The following is a 23,939-nucleotide window of genomic DNA, read 5'->3' on the forward strand; positions in this document are numbered from 1 at the left end:
ATTATTATAATATCAGCATATACTCTATCTAGTCTGATTATCCTTATAAAAATGAAAAAAGGCATAAACCCTTATTTTCTTGTAAAGGTTTATGCCTCTTTCCTTTAATATTAAGTCGATAGTTTAAAACTTAATAACATCAGGAGTACCTTGCTTCTGATAACCAGACTTATTAAGTTTTACTTCTTTACCTTCCGATAAGTTTGTGAAGATAATTGGCGTTGTAATAGAAGGGGCATGTTTTTTTACATACTCTAAATCAATTTCTAACAACGGTGTTTCTTTCGTTATATGCTGCCCTTCCTGAACAAGCGCTTTGAATCCTTCCCCATTTAACTTTACTGTATCTATGCCAACATGAATGAGTATTTCTAATCCATTGTTCGTTTTTAAACCAATAGCATGCTTCGTTGGGAAGATGCTCATTACCTCTCCTTCAATTGGAGAAACTAGTGTATTGCTAACTGGTTCAATAGCAAATCCATCCCCCATCATTTTAGAAGAGAATACTTCATCTTCCACTTCACTAAGAGGTTTTACAGTTCCTTCAAATGGCAGAACAAACTCAACCTGAGCTGTGTCAGCTGTTTCTATTTCAGAACGTTCCTGTTCATTTTCTTTAGAGATATTGATCGTTGCTGTCCCAGACTTCACTAATTGTTTCATTGCATCAGCAACAAATTCAACATCTGTACCTACGATAACTTGTACATTTGTTTTTCCTAATTTCATTAAACCTCGAGCTCCGTGGCGCTTTAGATTAGACTCATTAATTTTGGATGTGTCTGCAACTTGCAAACGTAAACGTGTTGCACAGTTATCAATAGTCGTTAAGTTTTCTTTTCCACCTAAATCTTTAATAAAATAAGATGCCATATCTACATATTTATCGCCTGTTTTTGAATCAGAATCTACAGTTTCCTCTATTTCTTCATCTTCTTCACGACCTGGTGTTTGGATATTTAACGCTTTGATTAAGGTATAGAATATAACAAAGTAAATAATGGCATAAATAATGCCGATTCCTGCTAACAATAACGGCTTTTGAGCGATACCAAAGTTCAAGAAGTAATCAATTGCCCCTGCTGAAAAACCAAAGCCATGATGAATACCTAACATTACAGAAACTGCCATTGAGATTCCTGTTAGGATAGCGTGAATGACATATAAAAGCGGTGCTATGAACATAAATAAAAATTCGATTGGTTCTGTGATACCTGTTAGGAATGAAGTAAGAGCTAATCCAGCTAGCATACCTGTTACAGCTTTTCTTTTTTCTTTCTTTGCAGCTGCAATCATCGCAAGAGCTGCTGCTGGTAATCCGAACATCATGACTGGGAAGAAACCTGTCATAAATGGTCCTGCTGTCGGATCCCCTGCGAAGAAGCGATTAATATCACCAGTTGCTCCATTATATTCTCCAAATACAAACCAAACTAAACTGTTTAATACATGATGCAGTCCAACTGGAATTAATAAACGATTTAGAAGTCCGTATACTCCAGCCCCTATTGCTCCAGCTCCTGTAATCCAATTCCCAACATTATTAATTAACTCTTGAATTGGAGGCCATACTACTCCAAAAATACCTGCAAGCACTAACATCACTACTGACGTAATAATAGGAACAAAGCGCTTTCCTGCAAAAAAACCAAGCCATTCTGGAAGTTTAATATCTGAAAAACGATTATATAACAAACCAGCTGTAATCCCTGAAATAATTCCACCTAAAACTGCCATATCTATATCTTTATCAATAGCAGCTGTTCCCTTTGTTAATACAAAGTAGCCAACAACCCCAGCAAGTGCTGCTGCTCCACTACCATCTTTAGATAACCCAACGGCAATACCAAGGGCGAACAACAATGCCAAGTTTGCAAAAATAGCATCCCCGGCTTGAGCCATAAATGGAATATCTAGTAAATCTTCTTGTCCTAAACGAAGTAACAAAGAAGCAGCTGGCAATACTGCAATTGGTAACATGAGTGATTTACCAATACGTTGTAGAAAATTCAACATGTTTTTATCTCCTTTTAAAGCGTTTTCTTTGCCTCATACTAACACAACTAACATATAGTTGTCTATACCAAATAAAATGTTAAATATTATATCAATGGGGTTATTTGGATATTTAGTAATGGGGTTTTTCTGTTAAATTTTATAGTGGTATAGACAACTATATATAGATGGTATATACTAGATACAAATGGTAAAACATAATGAACGTGTTACCTACCTCTCTAATTATTACTTTTTACTTCTATAAAGGAGATTATGTATGATAGAAAATCAAAATATCGTTATTTCCAATTTAATTATTTATAGCGACCTTGGGAAAATTCAAAATGGATATATTCGTATTTCAGATGGAAAAATCAAAGATATCGGATCAATCTCAGAGTATAAAACAGAACCAAATGATCAAGTCATTAAGTGTTCATCATCTTATAAACTAGTACCTGGAGCTATTGATATTCATATCCATGGAGTAGCAAATGCTGATGCAATGGATGCAACCCAAGAATCATTAAAAACAATGGCTGCTACTCTTCCAAAAGAAGGAACAACAAGCTTTTTGGCTACAACAATGACTCAGTCAAATGAAGCTATTGAACAAGCTCTAACAAACGTAGGGAATTTTATTAATAATCAAACAGTTCATGAACAAGCTGAAATAGTAGGTGTTCATTTAGAAGGTCCTTTTATTTCCCCAAAACGAGCAGGTGCTCAGCCACCTACTCATATTAAAGACCCTGACTTGTCTTTATTCAAACGATGGCAGGAAAATGCAGGGGGCCATATTAAATTAGTTACACTTGCTCCTGAACAACCGGGTGGATTAGAAATGGTCACTTATTTAAAAAGTCAGAACGTCGTTGCTTCTATTGGTCACTCAGATGCAACATACGATGAAATTGATGAAGCTATTCAAACAGGTCTCTCGCATGTAACACATTTATATAACGGAATGCGTGGACTGCATCATCGGGAGCCAGGGGTTCTAGGGGCTGCTTACTTACGCAAAGAACTGTTTGTTGAATTAATTACAGATGGCATTCATTGTCGACCTGAGATGGTAAAACTTGCTTACGATCAAATTACAAGTGATCGGATGATTTTAATCACTGACTCTCTTCGTGCCAAATGGCTTAAAAATGGAACGTACGACTTAGGTGGGCAACCAGTTAACGTTGATAATACAACTGCGACTCTTGCAGATGGAACGCTTGCTGGAAGTATTTTGAAAATGAATGATGCGATTAAAAATACAATAAACTACACAAATTGTTCACTAGAAGATATCGTGAAAATGACATCAGTCAATCCTGCCAAACAACTTAATATTTTCGATCGAAAAGGAAGTATAGCTGTTGGAAAAGATGCTGATATCGTTATATTAAATGAAAACTTAGACGTAGAAATGACATTTTGCCGAGGAACATTAGCTTATAAAAAGGAGCATACAAAATGAAGATTATTCAAGTAAAAAACTATGATGAAATGAGCAGCAAAGCAGCAGATATTTTAATAAAGAAAGTTCAAGAAAAAAAGAATGTAAAACTAGGTCTTGCAACTGGAGGAACACCAACGGGTTTATATAAAACATTAATTGAAGATCATAAGCAAAGTGGAACTTCTTACAAAGATGTAACTTCTTTTAATTTAGATGAATATATCGGGGTAGAAAAAGAAGATCCAAATAGCTATCACTACTACATGGTTGACTCATTGTTTAAACATATTGATATCGAGCATACTTATTTACCTAATGGTCTAGCTCCTAATATTGAGAAAGAATGCAAACGTTATGATCAGTTAATCGCAGATCATGGTGGCATTGATTTGCAAATTCTTGGCATCGGCGAAAATGGACACATCGGATTTAATGAGCCTGGTACATCGTTTAATGCACCTACTCATGTTGTTACGCTAGAGGAATCAACACGCCAAGCAAATGCTCGTTATTTTAATTCAATTGAGGATGTACCGACACACGCTATTACAATGGGAATTGAAACAATCATGAAAAGTAAAGAAATCTTATTACTTGTTTCAGGGGAAAAGAAAGCTGAAGCAATGAATAAATTACTTCAAGCAGACATCACTGAAGATTTTCCAGCATCTATTTTGAAAAAGCATAATTGTGTTACAATAATTGCAGATCAACAAGCTTTGTCAGGTGTATTACACCTACAAAATATTTCAAATTAAAATTGAACTTAGGACAAGTAGGGATTTCACTACTTGTTTTAAGAGAATAAAGGAGAGAAATCTAGTGATTGATAAAAACTCACCTCTTCCGATTTATTATCAAATCGAAGAACAAATAAAAAAACAAATAGAAAATGGTGAGTTACAGCAAAATGATGCTCTTCCTTCTGAACGTGAGTTTGCTGAACGTTTCCAAATTAGCCGAATGACTGTACGTCAAGCTATTAATAATTTAGTTAACGAAGGCTACTTATATCGTCAAAAGGGTCGTGGTACCTTTGTATTAGGAAAGAAATTAGAACAGCAGCTCGTTGGTTTAACTAGCTTTACAGAAGACATGAAAGCGCGAGGAATGACTCCTAGTAGTAAATTATTGACATTCACTATTGTTCCATGTACTGATAAGATTGCGGAACAGCTTAAGATTTCTAAATACTCACCTATCTATGAAATTAAACGAATTCGCTTAGCTGACGAGATTCCAATGGCTTTAGAAACAGTCTATATGTCAGCAAATTTGGTTAAAGGTTTAACTGAAAGTATTGTTAATGAATCTCTGTATCAATATATTGAACAACATATCCATCTTAAAATTGGATATGCGACCCAAACTTTAGAGTCTTCCATATCTTCTGATCTTGAAATTGAACACTTAGGTGTTTCAAAGTTTGCACCTATTTTATTTATTCAACGAAATACGTATCTAGAAGATGGTACTCCTCTTGAAATTGTAAAGTCATCATATCGAGCTGACCGTTATAAATTCACTTTTACAATGACTAGATAATAAATATAAGGAGTTAGCTATGAGCAATCAATATATAGAGGAAATAAAAGCTTTACTTTATAAGGTAGAAAAACAAGAAAAAACGATTATAGAGGAAGCAGCAACCCAAATCGTAAATAGTATTAATTCACAAGGTATTATTCATTTATTTGGCTGTGGGCATTCACATATGTTAACAGAAGAACTATTTTATCGGTCTGGTGGTTTAGCTCCCATTCATCCTATCTTTATAGAGGAATTAATGCTTCATAAAGGTGCGTCTCGTTCTTCACAGTTAGAAAGAAAAAATAAGTATGCTCATACATTTATGAAAGAACAAGATATCCGTCCAGGAGATATATGTATCGTTGTCTCAACCTCTGGTATTAATCCAGTTCCTATTGATGTAGCACTTTTAGCAAAAGAAAAAGGGGCATATGCTATTGGTCTTACTTCCCCAATTTATGCAAAAAGCCGTCCTTCTCGTCATGAAAGTGGACATTATCTACATGACGTTGTGGATCTTGTTTTAGATAACCATATTCCAAAAGGTGATGTACTTCTAAATAAAAACGATATTAAATTTGGTTCAGGCTCTACTGTTATTGGCGCTATTATCCTTAATACTTTATTCTCTGAAGTAATTGAGAAAATGCTTCAAGCTGGACTAAACCCACCTATTTTTCAAAGTGGAAATATGGAAGGAGCAGATAACCATAATAAGCATTTAATTGCCCAATATAAAGAAAGAATTCCGTTTCTCTAATCTACAAATATTCTTTTTTATCCCTAATGACTCCTTTTATACTCTTGATTGTTGCACTATCTCACTCATTAATGTACCAGTTCGGATTATCTTTAAGAAAAAAGGCACTGCGAGTGAGCGGTGCCTTTTTTCTTAATTATCTTCTACTAAAATCTCTCTATAATCTACTTCTTCTTTCGCTTCAATCATTACTTCATACTGACGAACACGAATTTCGAACAATTTAATTGGATTATAATATTCTCCTGGGTTTTCTTTCATATCTTTTAGTGTTAAACGGTTATTTTCAAGTGATACCTCTGTTCCATCTTTAAACATTGTAAGCTCTTCAAATGGCTGTGAGAAGAATGTTTCTACGTCAAGCTTAAGTGAATTCTCAAGAGAATTAAATTGTGCAAAAAGACGATTTGTGACCATTTGAGCTGCTTCTTCATAATCTTGACTATCAACATTTTTCTTATATTGATTGTACATTGTTTTCTGAGAAGCTAAAGCACCAATCAATTTCCCAGCGCGCTGGAACATAAGCTGTGCAAATTTAGATTGAAGGAAAATATTTTGTTCTTCAATTGGCATTCTTACCGTTAATCGTCTAATATCACGACGCCAGTCATCTAAAATCTTAAAGTCTCCTTTAAGCTCTACTTTTTCTCTGGCAAAGCGATTATTAAATTCTACGGCAAGATCGTCAAAGCTTTCTTGACTTTGGACAAGCTCTTCGCGTGAAAGAGAAAGCCATTGTTGAAGAGCATGCTGAAGGTCTGTTAATACTTTTGTCCATTGAACTTCAATTACTTTATTCATTTTATCATTTACTTCTTTATGGATATTGGCAAAATCACTATCCTCTGTAATAATCTCTGTACATTCTCGAAGTAAATTTGGGAGACTATTTTCAAAGTTGTCTTTGATTTCATCTTTTAACTTGGCATATGTCTCTGTAACATATCGAGATTTTTTCTTCTCTAGCTCACGTAAAAATTCGATATCACTTCCAAGCTTTTCAATCTTTTGTTCTTCTGTATTGATAAGATCTTGTAAATAAAGCTCTTCTTCAACACGTCTTTTTCCAAGGTCATGGAGCGTGATTCGCATGAAAGAGAGCAGCTTATGAATGCGACGCTTCTCAGTTCCATCAATAATTTCAAAGAAATTCGCTTGAATAAATGATGTTAAGTTTTCATCTCCACCTACACTAATTAAAGCATCTTGGAAATCCATACGTAATCGGCTTTCAATATCGCCATGTGCATCCATTCCTTTAATAAGGAAATGAACAGGCATGGATTGTTCAAGCTTTCTTAATTCTTCACGTTCGTCTTCACCAAACGTGTATGTTGGATGAACAATAAAAAGCAATGAATCTCCTAGTGGTGCCCATTTATCAAGAGATTGTCTTAATTTCTTTTCTCGGTAAGCACTAGAGCCATCAACAACCATCCATGTTCTTTCATCTTCTTCTCTTGAGAAAGTATGAAGTGTTTTAACAGTTGTTTCTTCATCATTTTCTGGATCAATCATAAGAAGATGATGAACGTTCTTATTTAAAAGACTCGCAACTGACGGATCTAGTTCAATATTGCGCTGTTCTGCCCACGACATCATCGACTCTACGATGTTGAAGCTATACGATAGCCCATCAATATCGCTGTCTGAGTTAAATAAAGTGCTTTCTGCTTTTTGAACAGATTCCTCCATAATAGTCGATGGGAACTGCTCATTCCATGTCCAAATGGCTGCAGCTGGGAACAATGATTTAGCATCTCTTGTTACTTTCAACCAATTTTCCAATGTTGTTGGAATGAAATCATGAAGAAGTTGTAAATCGTATGATCCACTAATTAAATATAAATAAGATTCTTCATATAGAGACGAGATTTCTTGCCAATACTCATAAAGACCAATATCAACATTAAGGAAAATGTCATTGATTGTTTTGATCCATTCTAGATAAGTCTCTTCGTTTTTATAGCTTTCCCATAATGCAGACACAAGCTTTTTAAAGTGCATCTGATCTGTTTTATAAAATGTGATAAGCACTTGGTAGAAATAATCAGGTGAGAAGATTGTTGTATATTGATTTTTGGCATATTTAATAACCGTTGCAAACCAAAAAAGATCTTCAGTTCGAAGAGATTCACTAACCGCAAGCTCTGTTGCGCTTTCCCAATCTTCTTGGCGTTCATAAAACTTACGCGCTAGTTCTGTTATTCCTGGATAAGCTGGGTTCACTTTAACAGCTTCTTTAATCACTTCATATGCTCTTTCAATATTATCCTGATCAATATAAAGAGAAAAAAGCTGTAAGGAAACTTCAGCTGTTAAAATAGGATCATCTACTTTCAAAGAAAGATAAATTTCCTCAGCATCTGATAGTCTGCCTGTCTTGTAGTAGGTGTCTCCAATATTCTTTTTCGCCCATGGTTCGAGTTCGCTATTAATGTTCTCCCATTTAAAAATAGCCGTTTCGAAATCTTGACTATGATAATAAACTTCTCCTTGAGCAAAGCGAATATCCGATAAATCGTAGGATTCCTTCTCCTGTTCTGCAACTGTTGCTTCGCCAAGGACTTCTATGGGATGGCGATTTTCATTGTCATTTATAAAATGTTTGTAATATGTCTTTTGGATCAAGCGATCTTCTAGTGTCATATTCGTCTATCCTCCAAAATATATAAAAAGATGAGATTTATAGCTTTATAATACCCTGTGTTACGGTATCTTTTCTTTCATTGTAACAGAGTTTTATGAAAAGCAGGTTTCATTTCTTTGTCATTTTAACGATAAGAAAAGATACAAAAGAAGCTATTTTATGTTGAATCCTATTTTAGGGTTAAGGATTCAAATTGTCTACCCTTTATCGTTCGCTAGCAGAAAACCCTTCCGCATTATTATACGAAAGGGTTTTTTAAATTAGTCTTCGTCTTTCACATCAATGTCTTCAGGTAATGGCTCATTCATAAGATCTTCAACAAGCCTCTTATATTTCTCAAGCTGCTCTAAATGTGTGTTAAACTGCTCTTTATTAATGAGAAACTGCTCGCCATCATGAATCGCCCGAATCTGCTTATGATGGATGAGATTTTTAACTTGTGAAGCGGGAATTTCTAAAAATTCAGCTACTTCTTCTACTGTTAGGTACATTTTTTATCTCCCTCCTCTTTCGTTTATCTATTTTATGGGAAAACCATCTTCTACAAAGTAAAAGGTGGTGCAAAAGATATTTCTTATTTGAAAACGTCATTCGCAATGTTAATTACGTGACGAATTTTATCCCATTGCTGCTCTTCTGTCAAAATATTTCCCTCTTCTGTTGAAGCAAATCCACACTGAGGACTTAAGCAAATTTGATCAAGACCCACGTACTGTGCTGCTTCTTGTAAACGTCCCTTCACTTTTCCAGGATCCTCAAGCTCACCAAATTTAGATGTGATTAGTCCTAAAACAAGTTGTAAATCATCACGTTTTACGTGTTTTAATGGTTCAAACCCTCCTGAACGTGCATCATCGAATTCAAGGAAAAGTCCATCAACCTTCAATTCGCCGAAGATGTATTCTGAAGCATTATCATATCCACCGCTTGCTACATATGTTGATCTAAAGTTCCCACGGCAAATATGCATTGTAATAACCATGTCTTCCGGTTTATTCTCAATTGACTCATTAATAGCTCTTGTAAACAGTTTAGCAAACTCTTTTGGTTCATAGCCACGCTGCGCGATTTGCTCTTGCCCTTGTTCAGAGAAGAAAGCAGCCCATGCTGTATCATCCAGCTGTAGATAGCGGCACCCTGCATCATAAAAAGCTTGAATTGCTTTTTGATATGCTTTGATTACATCATCAAAAAAGGCATTTTGATCACTATATACTTCTTCTGAGATATTCCCTCTAAAGAAAAGCATATTTGGACTTGGAATTGTAAACTTCGCAATATGATCACCAGCAAGGTTATGTAGGAGCTTATAATCCTCAAGCATTGGATGTCCATCAAAATCTACTTTATCAATAACTTTAATTCCATAAGCTTTTGTTTGAATTCCATTGAATTGAATACCTTGCTCTGTCTCATAAAGTTCAACACCTACAAGCTCAGATAGGAAGTCAAAGTGCCACCATGTACGTCTAAATTCTCCTTCTGTTACCGCCTGTAACCCAACTTCTTTTTGTTTTTGAACAAGACGTGTAATTTCCTCATCCTCGATAGCTCTCAGTTGTGCTGCTGTAATTTCACCATTTTGTTTCTGTAAACGAGCTTCTTTCAATCGTTTCGGACGTAAGAAACTTCCAACATGATCTGCTTTAAATGGTCCTTTAACTGTTGTTGTTGTCAAATGAGTGCATCCCCTTTTTTAAAATATTGTTTCTATTGTAACGAAAAGGAAGCTTAGACTACAGAATGTTTTTAATGATTTGTTTTTTCTAATTATTTTTAATGTAAAGTAAATATTTTCACATAAAAAATAGCGGAGAATCATCTCCGCTATTTTTGCTATTAGAAGCTTTTTGCTAGTTCTTTTGCACGAGCAATACCGTCTGCTTTAATTTGTTCTGCTTTATTTGGCTCTGCATTATGTCCTTCAATAAATAAACCGTCAAATGATGGAACGCCAAAGAAGTTCATCATAATGCCAATATAACGATGACCCATTTCTAAGTCTGCTGCAGGACCTTCTGAATAGTAGCCGCCTCGCGCTTGGATATGAAGGGCTTTTTTGTCTGTTAGTAATCCAACAGGACCTTGTTCTGTATATTTGAATGATTTCCCTGCAACAGCTACAGAATCTAAGTATGCTTTCATCACTGGTGGGAACGAGAAGTTCCATAGTGGTGTAACAAATACATATTTATCAGCTGAAATGAACTGTTCGTTTAGCTCTGCAAGACGAGCTACTTTACTTTGTTCTTCTTTAGAAAGTTGATCAAATTCACTTCCTGATTGAAGTTTGCCCCATCCACTGAAAATGTCAGCATCAATGTGTGGAATGTTTTCTTTATACAAATCAATATGAACAATTTCATCACTTGGGTTTTGCTCTTTATAAGCCGTCACAAATGCTTGACCTGCCGCCATGCTGTAAGACGTTTTTTCATCATGTGGATGTGCTGTAATATACAATACTTTTGCCATAATTTTTCGCTCCTTTTTCATTCAATCCTTTTATATAATGACCATGATAATGGCTATTTATGCACAGTATAAGCTGTTATTATAGATATCTATTTTAGTGAGCCCTGTGATTTATTAGTATCATTATATGCTCTAAATATCTTTAAGTCAATTATTTTTAATTCAAGATATTTTATTTAAAGATATATTCATAAGAAACTTACCCTTTATTGCAGGTTATACAAGAAAATATACTTTTTTAAAATAAGCTTTGCAATTGGCTCCTCCATTACCTTTCTTTATTCATTAAGCAAACTGTTCTGCTATACAAGTAAAGTTGATTACTACGTTTTTTAACATCCATTGCCAAAAGAACGTGGTGATCGCTTTTTTTACAGCTCTTGGGAGAAAACTAAACCATTCCATTGAAATACAAGTGAGAATGCTTAAAAAAGAGAACTATCTTGTCATAGTTCTCTTTTTCTTTCTATTTAGCTTTTAAATACATCTACGAAAGAGATATGATGACCTTCAACTTCTCGAATTTTAAACGTATATCCTTCACATTGAATTTCGGCACCCTTTTCAGCTTCAAAATTTTGTGTAAGGAACCATCCTCCAATTGTATCAACTTCATCGTATTCTAAGTTTAGATTCAATAAATTGTTTACATCACTAATTAGAACCTTGGAATTTAAGATATAGTGATCATCCGCTATTTTTCGTACTTCAGGTACTTCTTCTTCATCAAATTCATCTCTAATTTCCCCAACGATTTCTTCGACAATATCTTCAATTGTTACTAACCCCGAAGTACCGCCATATTCATCAATAAGGATAGCCATATGCATACGTTCTTTCTGCATCTTAATCATTAATTCATGAATAGGAATTGTCTCAATAACTTGAATAACGGGATTAATAAAATCGCTAAGATTTGCTTTTTCATTATCTTCCCATAGTGTAGACGTTAATACTTCTTTAATGTTAATAACCCCTACAATATTGTCTTTATCTCCATCTACAATCGGATAACGAGTGAATTTTTCTACTTTTAAAGTCTCAATTGTTTCATTGAAAGAATCATCAATCGATAATGTAACCATCTCTGTTCTAGGCACCATGATTTCTTTAGCAATTCTCTCATCAAATTCAAAAATATTATTTACATATTTCAATTCGTTTTTATTAATTTCGCCACTTTTATAGCTTTCTGAAAGCAGTAAGCGCAGTTCTTCTTCAGAGTGAGCCATTTCATGTTCAGAAGCTGGTTTTAAACCAAACAATCCAACAATCACTCGTGCTGAGCCATTTAGTAGCCAAATAAATGGGAACATGATGCGGTAGAACAAGATAATTGGTTTTGCAAGAGTTAACGTAATCAACTCCGCTTTTTGAATTGCGACTGTCTTAGGAGCTAGTTCTCCAATAACAACGTGGAGATAGGTCATAAGAGCAAAAGCAATACCAAAAGATAAAATGGTGGTTGTAGCTTCATTAAGATTTAATGCTTCAAATAAAGGATGTAATACACGTTCAATGGTTGGTTCTCCTAACCAACCTAGTCCCATTGCTGTAACAGTAATTCCTAACTGACAGGCTGAAAGGTATTCATCAAGGTGAGTCGTAACTTTCTTAGCCGCAATGGCTCCCCTTTTCCCTTCAGCAACAAGCTGATCAATTTTCGACGTCCTGACTTTAACGATTGCAAATTCTGTTGCTACGAAAAATGCTGTAAGTCCAATTAAAATAGCAACGAGTATAAAATTAACAGTAATGTTATCCAAATTAAAACCTTACGAATGTAAGGTTTACACCTCCTAAATAATTGTTATTCTTCTTCTTGACCTTGGAAAAAAATCATTACAAATTTCGCCAATTCAAAAACCGCCATTAATGTTGCAGCAACATATGTAAGAGCTGCTGCATTCAATACTTTCTTTACTCCACGTTCTTCATCACTATAAAGAATTCCTTGACTTAACATTAAGTTTCTTGCTCTTTTACTCGCATCAAATTCGACGGGCAATGTAATCAATTGAAATGCTACTGCAGCAGAGAAGAATAAAATCCCTACTCCAATTAACGAAAGCTGCTGTAAAAGCATTCCTCCTAAAAACATAAATGGAGTGATACCTGAAGCTAAGTTTGCTAACGGAAAAATCTTGTGTCTTACTACAAGAGCCTTGTATGACTCTGATGTTGAATAGCGTGCCCTACTTCGTGAGAAGCTACAGAAACAGACGCAATAGAACATCCGTAATATACTTCTTCTGATAATCTGGTTACTCGATTCATTGGATCATAATGATCAGATAGCCTTCCAGCCACAACTTCTATCGAAACAGCCTGTAATCCATTATCATCTAAAATTTTACGTGCTACTTCTGCACCTGACATTCTTGTCTTAGTCGATACTTCAGCCCATTTATTAAAATTACCTTTTACTCTAAATTGAGCCCAAATCGAGATGCCCAATGCAATAAAAATAAAAATATCCATAGGATGGAAAAGCATTTAAATGTATCCCCTCTATCTTTTAATGTAGCAATAACAAGAGTGATTGAATTAAAGAAAAACTTTCTTTAGATAACCCTTTTTTTAACAAGTCTCGAGCATCTTTATCACCTTTTTGATCTAACACTTGATTTAGTTCTTTTTCTAAACCTTTCATTTTCAATCTCAGTTCTAATATATCGATTTCCTCTGCTTCTTTCTCTTGAAGAGATTTTTTTATCTCTTCTAAAGACTGATTTCTCTTTTTACATTTTTCAATGTATTCGATTTTCTCAATACATGAGCGATCATAGAAACGATAATTAGAAGTAGAACGTTCCGCTTCTAACAAACCCATATTTGTATAATAGTCAATGGTTCTCTTTGTGAGCCCTGTTAGCTTAGCAAGTTCACCGATTTTTAGTTTCTCAGCCCCAATTGAGACACCCCCTAAACTGTCACGTGATGGTTTGATATCCATCATATGATTTAATCTTTTCTTTAACAACCGTTTTCATCATACGTTCACAAATGTTTCATAAAGAAGAAGCCTATCAAAAAAAGGTCCAGATTCTTTGTGAACCAAGCAATCTGCACCATCTTCATTTTTTGAACTTTTATATTATGTACATGAAAAGGGAATTGTGTGTATATTTAAAAATAAACAACTAGATCTAGGAATGATTCTCTTTTTTCACTCTCTAAATTCATTTAACCTTTCGTAAGTTTCAAGCAGAAAATCATAAAATAAAGATTCAGTTGGCAGTAGTTTGCGTTGTGTTGGGTAGATTACTCCGACTGTTCTCGTAAGATTCGCATCTGATATGGGAATCATAACGGTAGACCGAGGTGTATTATCTATCAGTGTCATCTCTGGCATTAATGCTACACCTAGCCCTGCAGAGACTAATCCTTTTAATGCATCAATATCTTTCCCTTCAAATGCAATTTGTGGTGAAAACCCTGCATCATTACATCCTTCAACAACTTGTTTACGAAATATAAACTCTTCAGGAAGGACACAGAACGGATCATCTTTTAACTCTCTTAATCTAATTGATTTTCGATCAGATAATGGATGACGAATAGGAATGAGTGCAACTATATTTTCTGTGAATAAAGTAGCCCCTTTAATTTTCTTCTCTTTTTCCTGGTCAGGCATTGGTGCAATCATGGCCAAATTAAATTCACCAGTTATAACACCATCTATTAGATCATAATAAAGGGCATTGCTCATTTGAAATTTAGCTTCTGGGTACCGAGTGCGAAAAGAAGAAATGATCGATGGTAATGTATGAGCAGCCATACTAATCGGAAACGCAATCCGAACGATTCCTCTTTCAGGATTTAAATGTTCTTCTACTTCTCTCTTTGCATCCTCCATCATATTCCACACTTGTTTCATCCGTTCAAAAAAGATTCTACCTAAAGGAGTTAATTTCACCCTTCTTCCCTCACGTATAAAAAGTTTGACACCTAATTCATTTTCTAAATTAAAAATTTGTCTGCTAACAGAGGATTGAGCAACATGTAAGACATCTGCTGCTTCTGTTACATGTTCCCTCTTTGCAACCTCTAGGAAATATTGAATTTGCCTTGTCTCCATTTTTAGTCACTCCATCTTAATGCGTTTAACGCATTGATTTCATCGGAAATTAGTATTGAAACTATTAATTATAAAATTATAGAATGAAAACACATTTAAGAAAAGGAATTTTCCCAATTTTAAAATATTTAGGGGTTGAACATTTATGAAAGTAATGGAAACAGGAGAAGAGAATCAAACAAGGATTGTGAAAGACTTTGTGAATCGTTTATTCAACAGTGTACAAATACAAAATCCAAATGAATGGGAGTTTCAACAGGCTGTTAAAGAAGTACTTGATTCTTTAATACCTGTTTTGGAGAAAAATCCACTATATATTAACCAAGCCGTACTAGAAAGAATGATTGAACCTGAGCGAATGATTACTTTTAGAGTTCCATGGGTGGATGATAAAGGGAACGTAAAAGTAAATCGTGGATATCGCGTTCAATTTAGTAGTGCTATTGGGCCTTATAAAGGCGGGCTAAGATTTCACCCTTCTGTTAATGCAAGCATTATAAAATTCCTCGGCTTTGAACAAATCTTCAAAAACTCATTAACAGGCCAGCCAATAGGCGGTGGAAAAGGCGGTTCTGACTTTGATCCAAAAGGTAAATCTGATCTAGAGATTATGCGCTTTTGTCAGAGCTTTATGACAGAACTTAGTAGACATATTGGTCCAGATGTTGATGTTCCCGCTGGAGATATAGGAGTAGGAGCTAAAGAGATTGGTTATATGTTCGGACAGTATAAAAAAATAAAAGGGGCTTATGAAGCAGGTGTCCTAACTGGAAAAGGTATTGGTTATGGGGGAAGCTTAGGCCGAAAAGAAGCAACAGGATATGGGACAGTATATTTTGTAGAGGAAATGCTTAAAGATCAGGGATTAGGTTTTAAAGACAGTACAGTTGTTGTATCTGGCTCAGGAAATGTTTCCATTTATGCAATGGAAAAGGCAATACAGTTTGGCGCAAAAGTAGTAGCATGCAGTGATTCAAGCGGATATATTTACGATCAAAATGGAATTAATTTAGATACTGTTAAACAATTAAAAGAAGTAAAAAATGCAAGAATCTCTGAATATATTAAAGAACATCAGGATGCTATATATCAGGAAGGATGTTCAGGTATTTGGACAATTCCATGTGATATTGCATTACCATGTGCAACACAAAATGAGTTAAGTCAAGATGCAGCAAAGATATTAGTTGCAAATGGGGTTAAGGCCGTTGGCGAAGGTGCAAACATGCCTTCTGCCCAAGAAGCCGTCAATACTTTTATCGCTCATAACGTTTTATTTGCTCCTGCTAAAGCAGCAAATGCAGGCGGGGTTGCAGTCTCTGCGCTAGAAATGGCACAAAATAGTTCGAGACTAGCTTGGACCCAAGAAGAAGTAGATATGAAATTACAAGGCATCATGAGAGATATTTACAGCAAGAGTATGAAAGCCTCAAAAGATTATGATGCACCAGGAAACCTTGTTGTTGGTGCTAATATTGCAGGATTTTTAAAAGTTGCTGATGCAATGCTTGACCAAGGTGTTATATAAAAGATAAGACCCACGTATGATTATAAGTAGAAAAAAATAAAGTACTATACAATAACGGTCACTAATTGGTGAGCGTTATTGTAAGTAAAAAGATTGTTGAAGTATATATTGAATGCAAAAGAAAGATTTATTTTTTAAATGAAGTGCTAGATGGATAATTCAATGGAAAGTTAATATGTTTTTTGTATAAGAGAGACTTTCCTTTAGAAATTGATAGGTATAAGAGAATAAGATTATAAAGACATCGTATTTTCGGACATTGCTCAAATCAAGATTCCTATATTAATGACCTAATATATCACCTACACCAAAGCAATAGAATAAGCTACTGAAGAAGGTCTTCACAGATGAGATAAGGTTCATAAAAATATCTTTCAACACCCTCAGAAAGGCATGTATATCTCCCCTCAAACCTGAATAGTATGAAAACGGATTTGATTTTCCGTATGAGGGGGAGTAAGGATGACTAATGGATTTGTAGAGAAATCTTTAGATGAAATTCGTTTTTGGTCAAGAATTATGAAAGAACATTCTTTATTTCTTAGATTAGGTTTTAGAGCAGAAGATACTCAATTAATTCAAGAAGCAAACCAATTTTATCATCTATTTGAACAAATAGAACAAAGAGCACATTCATTTACGAATCAAATAGATCCTACACACATGAAAAGGTTCAATTCAGAAGTTCAACAAGCAGCAACAGGAATATTTGCTTTTAAAAGAAAAGTCTTAGGTTTAATTTTAAACTGTCAAATGCCAGGCGCAAACAACTTTCCTCTTTTAGTTGATCATATTAGCAGAGAAGCTAACTATTTTAGAAAACGATTAATTGAGCTAAATGAGGGAAAATTAAAGCCTCTTGCTGATGCTATTATTAAGGAAAACGTATTCTTTCTAAGAATTATGGCTGATCATGCCAAATTTATAGGCCATCTCCTTGATCCCTCAGAAAGAAAGTTGGTAGATATGGCCAGAAATTTCAGTAATGACTTTGATCAATTAGTTTTTCAAGCCAAAGATTTAGAATCTATGAAGCCACAGTCCCAAACTGTTCCTCTTCTTGATCAATTTCTTGATGAAAACCGAGTTTCCGTAACCTCTCTTCGGGATTTCAAAAAGACTGCGAGAGAGCTCATTGAAGAATGTAGAATTAAAAGTATTATTCATCCACTTCTGGCAGATCATACTTTTCGCGAAGCTGAAAGGTTTCTACATATTATTGATATGTTTGAAGCAAAATTAAAAAATCAAAATAGTTGAAGTTCTCTATTAGAGTAGTCAAAATCCAATATAGAACTTTATTCGTGTTTCGAATAACAAAATACTGTTCCTTCTTAATATCCTTTATGTTCTTACCAATTTGTTTTAAGTTATACTTATCATTCTTAATTAAAAAGGCACTTTTTCCTTAATAAGGAGAAAGTGCCTTTTTATTTTTGTTACTATTACATATCTAACTCTTAAAAACTAACTATAAAAGAAATTAAATATGTAATCCTTCTCTAATCGATTTCAACGTAACTTCATTTGACCATTCAGGACGGTCAGGGTAAGCAAATACAGCATTTGTTACAATTCCATCGAATTTCATTTCTCTTAGTTTTCGATATAATGCCTCAAAATTAATTTCTCCTTCACCAGGATTTAAGTGCTGGTGAATTGTTACCTTTGCATCTGGTGGATTGACGATATAGCGTAATCCAAATGCTGCTTTATGATTCAGCGTATCAGCAATCAGAACATGTGCAAGCAAGTCACCTGCTTCCTCAAGATGTTGCTCAACATCACCAATACCATCATCATAAAAGAAAGCATGAGGAACAGAATAAACAAGCTTAATCCAGTCTTTATCTAAAGCTCGAATCATACGAATAGCTTCTGTATTTAACTCAATAAAGTCATTCGGATGAGACTGAAGATTTAAGTTAATTCCTTCTCTTTCAAAAATAGGCATAAGTTCTTCCATTGACTTTACAAAAGCAGCTTCACTTTCAACAGGACGACTTATATCCCCACTAAATTCACTATTCATTAGATCTACACCTAATTCAGATGTGATTTCGATGCATCTCTTCCAGTTTCGAACTGCGGCTTGTCGTTCTTCCTCATTTGGAGAAGACCACTGTTGAACAGGTAGAACAGATGAGATTTTAACCCCTGCATCACTGCAATAACGTTTTAAGTCTTTGATTAACGCCTTGTCTACTTTTGGATACTCATAAAACCAAATAAAATCTTTACGTGGAGATAATTCTACATATTCATATCCTAATCTTGCAACCGTATCAATTGTATCTTTTAAGTTTGTATTATCACGATAATGTGATGGATCATAAGCTAAACGCAATGTAAATTTCCCCTTTCCCTTATAAGCTCAAAGCATACTCATATACACTATGGCTTTATTCATTTTTTTTATTATCAAACTATTTTGCTATAAACGCTTATTTATTCTAAATATAGTAGCAGTTGTGTTTCCTACTATTAGATTTTTTCTACAACAACTAAATTTTTATTATAAAATTCAGGGCGTTCTTCTAAAGAAATCGGCACAATATTTCCTGACTCTTTCGCTTCTAAACAAGCATCTGAAGTAACAGCAGCAACGTAACCGTCCCAAGCTGTTGGTCCATTTACTTCTCCTTTAAGCGTTGAATTAATCCAATCTTGAAGTTCTGTATCGTAAGAATCAATGAAACGGTCTTTCCAATCCACTAAAATTTCTGTAGATAATTTTGCTTCACTGCGTAAAACGACACTTGAAGGTTCAGGTAAATTTGCGATGCCTGTTTCCCCTACGACTTGACATTGAATATCATATCCGTACTGGCAGTTCACAAAAATCTCAGCATTAATTCGGATACCTTGTTTTGTTTCTAATAAAACGATGAGTGGATCTTGCAAGTGTTCTAATGCATTACTTGTTTTTCTAGGTGCAACGATTTGAACAGATACATAATCATCATTTAGTAACCAACGCAATACATCAATTTCATGAATAAATGTATCAACGATTGCCATATCTTCTGTATATGTGTCAGGAACTGTAGGGTTTCTATGTGCGCAGTGAACAATTAATGGTTCACCAATTTTTCCACTTTCAATTACATTTTTCAATGCGCGATATCCTGTATCGTAACGACGCATATAGCCAACTTGTACTAATGATTTACCTGTAGCAATCTCTGCTTCCACAATTTTTTTACAACCTTCAGCAGTAATAGCAAGAGGTTTTTCACAAAATACTGGTTTTCCAACTTCAACAGCTGCTAATACGAACTCTTCATGAGTAGGTCCCCAAGAAGTAACAACAACTGCATCAACTTCTTCTGCCTTAATTAATTCATGACCATCATCATAAATTTTCGCATCCAGGTTTTGAGTTTCTACAATTGCTTTTGCTTGTTCTTTGTTAACGTCAGTAACAGCAACGATTTCCCCACCAGATAATTTGTTTGTAATTCTTCGAATATGATCCTGTCCAATTGCTCCTGTGCCAATAACCCCTATTTTTAAAACCATCCTATATGGCCTCCTTTAGTTTCATAACTATTTGATAAACTTTTCAAAAAATCCCCTCTTAGTTCTCAAAAGCTCCAAAAACGGAGCTTTTAAGCCTAAAGTTGTTACGAAATTGAATTCTCTATCCTATAAAGAAAACGATTCTTTTCCTTCATAACTGTAATGTTTTGAGACAGCTTTAATCGTTGTATCTTTTGCTGTCTTAATTGCTTGTTCAGCATCTAATTTGTAATATTCTGGGCGGAATAATTCCACAGATACTGCATCATCATAGCCCTTCTCTTTTAAGATTGAAAAGATGCCATCTAAATCAATAGCCCCTAGTCCAGGCCAAACTCTATCTTCGTCTGTTAAGAAACCAATAGGGAAATCTTCTGTATCATCAATGTGGACGATAAAGATTTTATTAATATCTGCTTTTCTAAATTCTTCTAAGTTTGATCCCATTGCATGGAAGTGGAAGCAATCAAACACTAATCCTACGTTGTCACGATCAACTGTTTGCACAATATCATAAGCTTGCTCAAATGTATTTACTGTGCATTGAGGATGCCCTACGAATTCAACTGCTATTTTAACGCCAAATGGCTCAGCCATTTTTGATAGTTCATTTAACACTTTTACACAACTATTTTTAATTTCGTTTTTTAAGATTTTTTGTTCTGTTACTAATGGAACAGCTACAATATACTGAGCACCAATCTTTTGAGCTGTTTCGAGCATACCTTTAAATTCCTCAATAATTCCCTTATACTCTTCTTCTGTTCGATTATTGAAAAATACTAAAGCATTAAGAGCTAATGGTTTAATATGGTTTGTCTTAAAAAAGGTTGCTAAATCATCGATTGAATGGTTCTCCAAGTATTCTGGTAATTTATCCATTGTGCGAATTTCAATATAATCGTATCCATGCTTATTGCAGTACTCTAAGTCTTTCATAAGGTTAGAATTTTCTAATGTTGTTGCTTCGTTAAAACATAATTTCATATTAATCCTCTCCATTTCTTATCCAATTGTTTTATTGTTATTTAAGACTTTAGAACTTCCACTGCTATAGCTACGGAAGCTTTGTTCTAACTCTTCAAGTGTAAGCCCTTTCGTTTCCGGCAAACATTTTGCAACAAACGTTATGGCTCCTATTCCTAAAACTACAAAAACAAAGAATGTTGAAGATAAACCAATACTGTCTAGTAATACTGGGAATGTTAATCCGACAAGGAAGTTAACTCCCCACAAACAAAATACAGTAACGCCCATCCCTAATCCCCTTAACCTTAAAGGGAATATTTCTGAAAGCATAAGCCATGTTACAGGAGAGATGGCTCCTTGCTGGAACGCAAGAAACGTAATTGTTAATGCCAAAACAATATATGGAAGAATCTCTGACCCCTCAAGTGTAATAGAGAATATTGCAATAAGTAACAATGTTACTGTTGTACCAGCTAGACCAGTTATAAGCATCGGCCGGCGTCCTGCTTTGCCAAGTAACCAAATCCCTACAACTGTAGCTACAACAGATACAATTCCATTTCCGATGTTCCCAATAAGAGCTGCCTCGGTTTGAAAACCCGCATCTTGCAAAATTTTAGTCCCATAATACATAATCGAGTTCACTCCTGTGATTTGCTGTACAACAGCAATCCCAATTCCAAGAAAAACTACTCGGCGCACCCATGGCACTGTTAAATCTTTAAACGTTGCTTTATCCATTTTTGATTCTTGAACGTAAGCGTTCTCAATTTCTTGTAACTCAGAATTTGCTCGTTCCTTTTCCCGTATTTTCTGAAGAACGTGCAAAGCATCTTCTTTTTTTCCTTTTGATACGAGCCAGCGTGGACTCTCAGGTACTCTAAACATACCGAAGAATAGAAGAAGAGCCGGAATTGTAGCAATAGGTAACATATAGCGCCAAACGTGTGGATGCTCTCCTAGCACATTTCCGATAACCGCATTAAAAGTAAAAGCTAAAAGTTGTCCTGTCACAATCATCAATTCATTTTGAGTAACCATTTTCCCGCGGCTTTCAGCAGGAGACATCTCAGCTAAATATGTTGGTACTGTTACAGATGCTCCCCCTACAGCAAGTCCTAGCAAGAAACGAAAAATAACTATAATTATAGCGTTCGGAGATAAAGCACACCCAATTGTAGAGACAAAAAATAATACTGCTAAATATAAAATCGTTTTACGACGTCCATTATAGTCCGATAATCTACCACCAAATACAGCTCCAAATGCGGCTCCAAAGAGGAGAGCACTTGTTACAAGACCTTGTGTAAAAGAGTTAAGGTTTAACTGATCAGCTCTCGACATGTATGGTAATGCTCCATTGATAACCCCTGTATCATATCCAAAAAGGAGTCCACCAAATGTAGAGATCAGGATAATTGTGCGCAAAAATGAATGTTGCTTTCCTTGTTTATCCATGATAATTCTCCTTAAGTATTTAAGTTACCTTGATCAACTTAGCTTGTAATAAAACTTCTGCGTTTTATCACCATCCAACAAATGAAATCGATTTCAAATTTCAGTCTTTTTATCCTCACTTTCAATCGTTTTTTACGGTGTGTGAGATTAGTGATGGATAACAAACAATCTAAAAGCGCTTTCAATTTCTATAAAAGTTTAGAATTATGTGCGCCTTTTTCATGCTTATTTCATTACCTAAACCATCTCTCATTTCCACTTTTTTATCTCCTTTGTATAATTATTGCTGTTATAAACTCATTCTATTAAACTGTGAATAAAAGGTCATTAAAAAAAATTGCTCACTTCTTTAGAAAAATTGCTATTCTTTTTAACAATATTGCTTTTTTCTTCTTTATTTAATAATATTGCTAATAATAAGGAGGAATTCATATGGGAGAAAAAGGGGTTTTAGCAAATTCGAAAGCGTTTTTTCATACACCAAGCAAATTTGCTAAGAAAGCGCTTTATCATATTACAAATGCAGGTTCTTATTATTGTTCAGATGCTTATGAAACGAAAAGAAATACATTTGGTGAGCATTTATTCCTGTATGTAAAAAAAGGAAAAATGAAAGTTCACTACAAAAACCAAGAATTCCTAGCAACAGAGAATATGTTTATCTTTCTTGACTGTCAGAAACCTCACTTGTATGCAGCACTAGAAGATACAGAGTTTGAATTTCTTCACTTTACGGGAAACTCAAGTGAAGACTATTTTGAACTGCTTTTTAATCGAAACGGATGTGTGTATTCACTTGATAACAACTGGAATATAAAAAGTTGTATGAATCACATTCTCACAATGATGGAAAAAAACAAAGTAGATGAACATGCAGCTTCAATTATTGTCCAAAAGATTCTGTGTGAATTAAATGAAATCTCTAACCAGGCAACGCAATCTGTAGAAGAAATTGTGCAAAAAGCTATTCTTTACATTGAAAATCATTATAGTGAAGATATCAATTTAGACGATATAGCAAAACACGTTCAATTAAGCCCTTATCATTTTTCTAGAGTCTTCAAAAAACATATGAATGCTTCCCCCTATCAATACTTAATTAACTACCGAATTAATAATGCAAAAAACTTACTATATAATACGAATTTATCCGTCAAGGAAATAGCGTTCACCTGCGGTTTTAATAGTGTCTCTTATTTTGTCACAACATTCAAAAAACACAGCGACTTATCGCCAAGAAGATTTAGAGAGCTTCAGTTTTAAATAGAAAATGAAATGATTCTGTAGAGAAGGCATACGCTCTCTGTTTCTGAATAAATTATTGCCTTCTCTCTTTCTGTTTCTTTAAACATTTATATAAAGCCTTTCTACTATATGGACTTTAACATTTGTTCGAGAAGACACTTAAGAACCCTACTCATCTCGATAAGAAACTCCATTAATTATTCTCTTTCTACTAAATGTCGTAGTGAATAATATATATTTTCCTTTAGTCGGGTAAGTTAGGGG

At 34.7% G+C, this 23,939-nt stretch carries 19 protein-coding genes and 1 pseudogene; 7 read left to right on the forward strand and 13 right to left on the reverse strand.

Going from position 1 to position 23,939, the window contains the following annotated elements; translation table 11 throughout:
• Positions 1–123: 123 nt before the first annotated feature.
• Positions 124–2,019 (reverse strand): N-acetylglucosamine-specific PTS transporter subunit IIBC, encoded by a 1,896-nt coding sequence (gene nagE / locus MOC86_RS19715; RefSeq protein ID WP_268585690.1) that lies wholly within the window; start codon positions 2,017–2,019, stop codon positions 124–126.
• A gap of 259 nt (positions 2,020–2,278) precedes the next feature.
• Between nagE and nagA the strand changes: the two genes are divergently transcribed.
• From nagA to MOC86_RS19735, 4 genes are all read left to right on the forward strand, one after another.
• Positions 2,279–3,472 (forward strand): N-acetylglucosamine-6-phosphate deacetylase, encoded by a 1,194-nt coding sequence (gene nagA / locus MOC86_RS19720; RefSeq protein WP_268585691.1) that lies wholly within the window; start codon positions 2,279–2,281, stop codon positions 3,470–3,472.
• A complete protein-coding gene (gene nagB / locus MOC86_RS19725) occupies positions 3,469–4,212 on the forward strand; it encodes a glucosamine-6-phosphate deaminase (RefSeq protein ID WP_268585692.1) in 744 nt (247 codons plus the stop codon). The genes nagA and nagB overlap by 4 nt, the downstream gene beginning before the upstream one ends.
• A gap of 64 nt (positions 4,213–4,276) precedes the next feature.
• Positions 4,277–4,999, forward strand: coding sequence for a GntR family transcriptional regulator (locus tag MOC86_RS19730; RefSeq protein ID WP_268585693.1), 723 nt, complete (start codon positions 4,277–4,279; stop codon positions 4,997–4,999).
• A gap of 19 nt (positions 5,000–5,018) precedes the next feature.
• Positions 5,019–5,744, forward strand: a complete 726-nt coding sequence (locus tag MOC86_RS19735; RefSeq protein ID WP_268585694.1) for an SIS domain-containing protein — start codon at positions 5,019–5,021, stop codon at positions 5,742–5,744.
• 132 nt (positions 5,745–5,876) lie between these two features.
• Here MOC86_RS19735 and MOC86_RS19740 read toward each other — a convergent pair whose 3' ends face one another.
• The 8 genes and pseudogenes from MOC86_RS19740 to MOC86_RS19775 all read right to left on the reverse strand — a co-directional run bounded on the left by MOC86_RS19740 (position 5,877) and on the right by MOC86_RS19775 (position 14,953).
• A complete protein-coding gene (locus tag MOC86_RS19740; RefSeq protein WP_268585695.1) occupies positions 5,877–8,396 on the reverse strand; it encodes a tetratricopeptide repeat protein in 2,520 nt (839 codons plus the stop codon).
• A gap of 261 nt (positions 8,397–8,657) precedes the next feature.
• On the reverse strand, positions 8,658–8,888 hold the full coding sequence (locus MOC86_RS19745) for an excisionase family DNA-binding protein (RefSeq protein WP_268585696.1): 231 nt from the start codon (positions 8,886–8,888) through the stop codon (positions 8,658–8,660).
• 83 nt (positions 8,889–8,971) lie between these two features.
• Positions 8,972–10,075, reverse strand: a complete 1,104-nt coding sequence (locus tag MOC86_RS19750) for a 5-methyltetrahydropteroyltriglutamate--homocysteine S-methyltransferase (protein WP_268585698.1) — start codon at positions 10,073–10,075, stop codon at positions 8,972–8,974.
• Between the two features lie 161 nt (positions 10,076–10,236).
• Positions 10,237–10,872 (reverse strand): FMN-dependent NADH-azoreductase, encoded by a 636-nt coding sequence (locus MOC86_RS19755; protein ID WP_268585699.1) that lies wholly within the window; start codon positions 10,870–10,872, stop codon positions 10,237–10,239.
• A gap of 470 nt (positions 10,873–11,342) precedes the next feature.
• Entirely contained in the window at positions 11,343–12,638 is a 1,296-nt protein-coding gene (locus MOC86_RS19760; RefSeq protein ID WP_268585700.1) for a hemolysin family protein, read from the reverse strand.
• A gap of 44 nt (positions 12,639–12,682) precedes the next feature.
• A pseudogene (locus tag MOC86_RS19765) lies at positions 12,683–13,368 on the reverse strand (zinc metallopeptidase).
• Positions 13,369–13,390: 22 nt separating this feature from the next.
• The gene (locus MOC86_RS19770; protein ID WP_268585701.1) at positions 13,391–13,855 is read right to left on the reverse strand and encodes a MerR family transcriptional regulator; all 465 of its coding nucleotides are present in this window, start codon (positions 13,853–13,855) and stop codon (positions 13,391–13,393) included.
• Positions 13,856–14,041: 186 nt separating this feature from the next.
• Positions 14,042–14,953 carry a LysR family transcriptional regulator gene (locus MOC86_RS19775; RefSeq protein WP_040060746.1) on the reverse strand — a complete coding sequence of 304 codons (912 nt, stop codon included), beginning with the start codon at positions 14,951–14,953 and terminating at the stop codon, positions 14,042–14,044.
• A gap of 145 nt (positions 14,954–15,098) precedes the next feature.
• On the opposite strand from MOC86_RS19775, the gene gdhA reads away from it, so the two are divergent.
• Entirely contained in the window at positions 15,099–16,481 is a 1,383-nt protein-coding gene (gene gdhA / locus MOC86_RS19780; protein WP_268585702.1) for an NADP-specific glutamate dehydrogenase, read from the forward strand.
• Positions 16,482–16,943: 462 nt separating this feature from the next.
• A complete protein-coding gene (locus tag MOC86_RS19785) occupies positions 16,944–17,741 on the forward strand; it encodes a DUF2935 domain-containing protein (protein WP_268585703.1) in 798 nt (265 codons plus the stop codon).
• Between the two features lie 223 nt (positions 17,742–17,964).
• On the opposite strand, the gene MOC86_RS19790 is transcribed toward MOC86_RS19785, so the two are convergent.
• From MOC86_RS19790 to MOC86_RS19805, 4 genes are all read right to left on the reverse strand, one after another.
• A complete protein-coding gene (locus MOC86_RS19790) occupies positions 17,965–18,828 on the reverse strand; it encodes a sugar phosphate isomerase/epimerase family protein (protein WP_019390829.1) in 864 nt (287 codons plus the stop codon).
• Positions 18,829–18,965: 137 nt separating this feature from the next.
• On the reverse strand, positions 18,966–20,003 hold the full coding sequence (locus MOC86_RS19795; protein WP_268585706.1) for a Gfo/Idh/MocA family protein: 1,038 nt from the start codon (positions 20,001–20,003) through the stop codon (positions 18,966–18,968).
• 126 nt (positions 20,004–20,129) lie between these two features.
• On the reverse strand, positions 20,130–20,990 hold the full coding sequence (gene iolI / locus MOC86_RS19800; protein WP_268585707.1) for a 2-keto-myo-inositol isomerase: 861 nt from the start codon (positions 20,988–20,990) through the stop codon (positions 20,130–20,132).
• Positions 20,991–21,008: 18 nt separating this feature from the next.
• The gene (locus MOC86_RS19805) at positions 21,009–22,430 is read right to left on the reverse strand and encodes a sugar porter family MFS transporter (RefSeq protein WP_268585708.1); all 1,422 of its coding nucleotides are present in this window, start codon (positions 22,428–22,430) and stop codon (positions 21,009–21,011) included.
• A 432-nt stretch (positions 22,431–22,862) separates the two neighbouring features.
• Here MOC86_RS19805 and MOC86_RS19810 point away from each other — a divergent pair, with 432 nt between their 5' ends.
• Positions 22,863–23,693 carry an AraC family transcriptional regulator gene (locus MOC86_RS19810; RefSeq protein ID WP_048896684.1) on the forward strand — a complete coding sequence of 277 codons (831 nt, stop codon included), beginning with the start codon at positions 22,863–22,865 and terminating at the stop codon, positions 23,691–23,693.
• Positions 23,694–23,939 lie beyond the last annotated feature (246 nt).

It is taken from the genome of Priestia endophytica (assembly GCF_026790145.1).
Taxonomy (GTDB): domain Bacteria; phylum Bacillota; class Bacilli; order Bacillales; family Bacillaceae_H; genus Bacillus_I; species Bacillus_I endophytica_A.

Coding starts and splice junctions, on each gene's coding strand:
- nagE (WP_268585690.1), bottom strand. CDS start 2,019: ATGTTGAATTTTCTACAACGTATTGGTAAATCACTCATGTTACCAATT.
- nagA (WP_268585691.1), top strand. CDS start 2,279: ATGATAGAAAATCAAAATATCGTTATTTCCAATTTAATTATTTATAGC.
- nagB (WP_268585692.1), top strand. CDS start 3,469: ATGAAGATTATTCAAGTAAAAAACTATGATGAAATGAGCAGCAAAGCA.
- MOC86_RS19735 (WP_268585694.1), top strand. CDS start 5,019: ATGAGCAATCAATATATAGAGGAAATAAAAGCTTTACTTTATAAGGTA.
- MOC86_RS19740 (WP_268585695.1), bottom strand. CDS start 8,396: ATGACACTAGAAGATCGCTTGATCCAAAAGACATATTACAAACATTTT.
- MOC86_RS19745 (WP_268585696.1), bottom strand. CDS start 8,888: ATGTACCTAACAGTAGAAGAAGTAGCTGAATTTTTAGAAATTCCCGCT.
- MOC86_RS19755 (WP_268585699.1), bottom strand. CDS start 10,872: ATGGCAAAAGTATTGTATATTACAGCACATCCACATGATGAAAAAACG.
- MOC86_RS19775 (WP_040060746.1), bottom strand. CDS start 14,953: ATGGAGACAAGGCAAATTCAATATTTCCTAGAGGTTGCAAAGAGGGAA.
- gdhA (WP_268585702.1), top strand. CDS start 15,099: ATGAAAGTAATGGAAACAGGAGAAGAGAATCAAACAAGGATTGTGAAA.
- MOC86_RS19785 (WP_268585703.1), top strand. CDS start 16,944: ATGACTAATGGATTTGTAGAGAAATCTTTAGATGAAATTCGTTTTTGG.
- MOC86_RS19795 (WP_268585706.1), bottom strand. CDS start 20,003: ATGGTTTTAAAAATAGGGGTTATTGGCACAGGAGCAATTGGACAGGAT.
- iolI (WP_268585707.1), bottom strand. CDS start 20,990: ATGAAATTATGTTTTAACGAAGCAACAACATTAGAAAATTCTAACCTT.
- MOC86_RS19805 (WP_268585708.1), bottom strand. CDS start 22,430: ATGGATAAACAAGGAAAGCAACATTCATTTTTGCGCACAATTATCCTG.
- MOC86_RS19810 (WP_048896684.1), top strand. CDS start 22,863: ATGGGAGAAAAAGGGGTTTTAGCAAATTCGAAAGCGTTTTTTCATACA.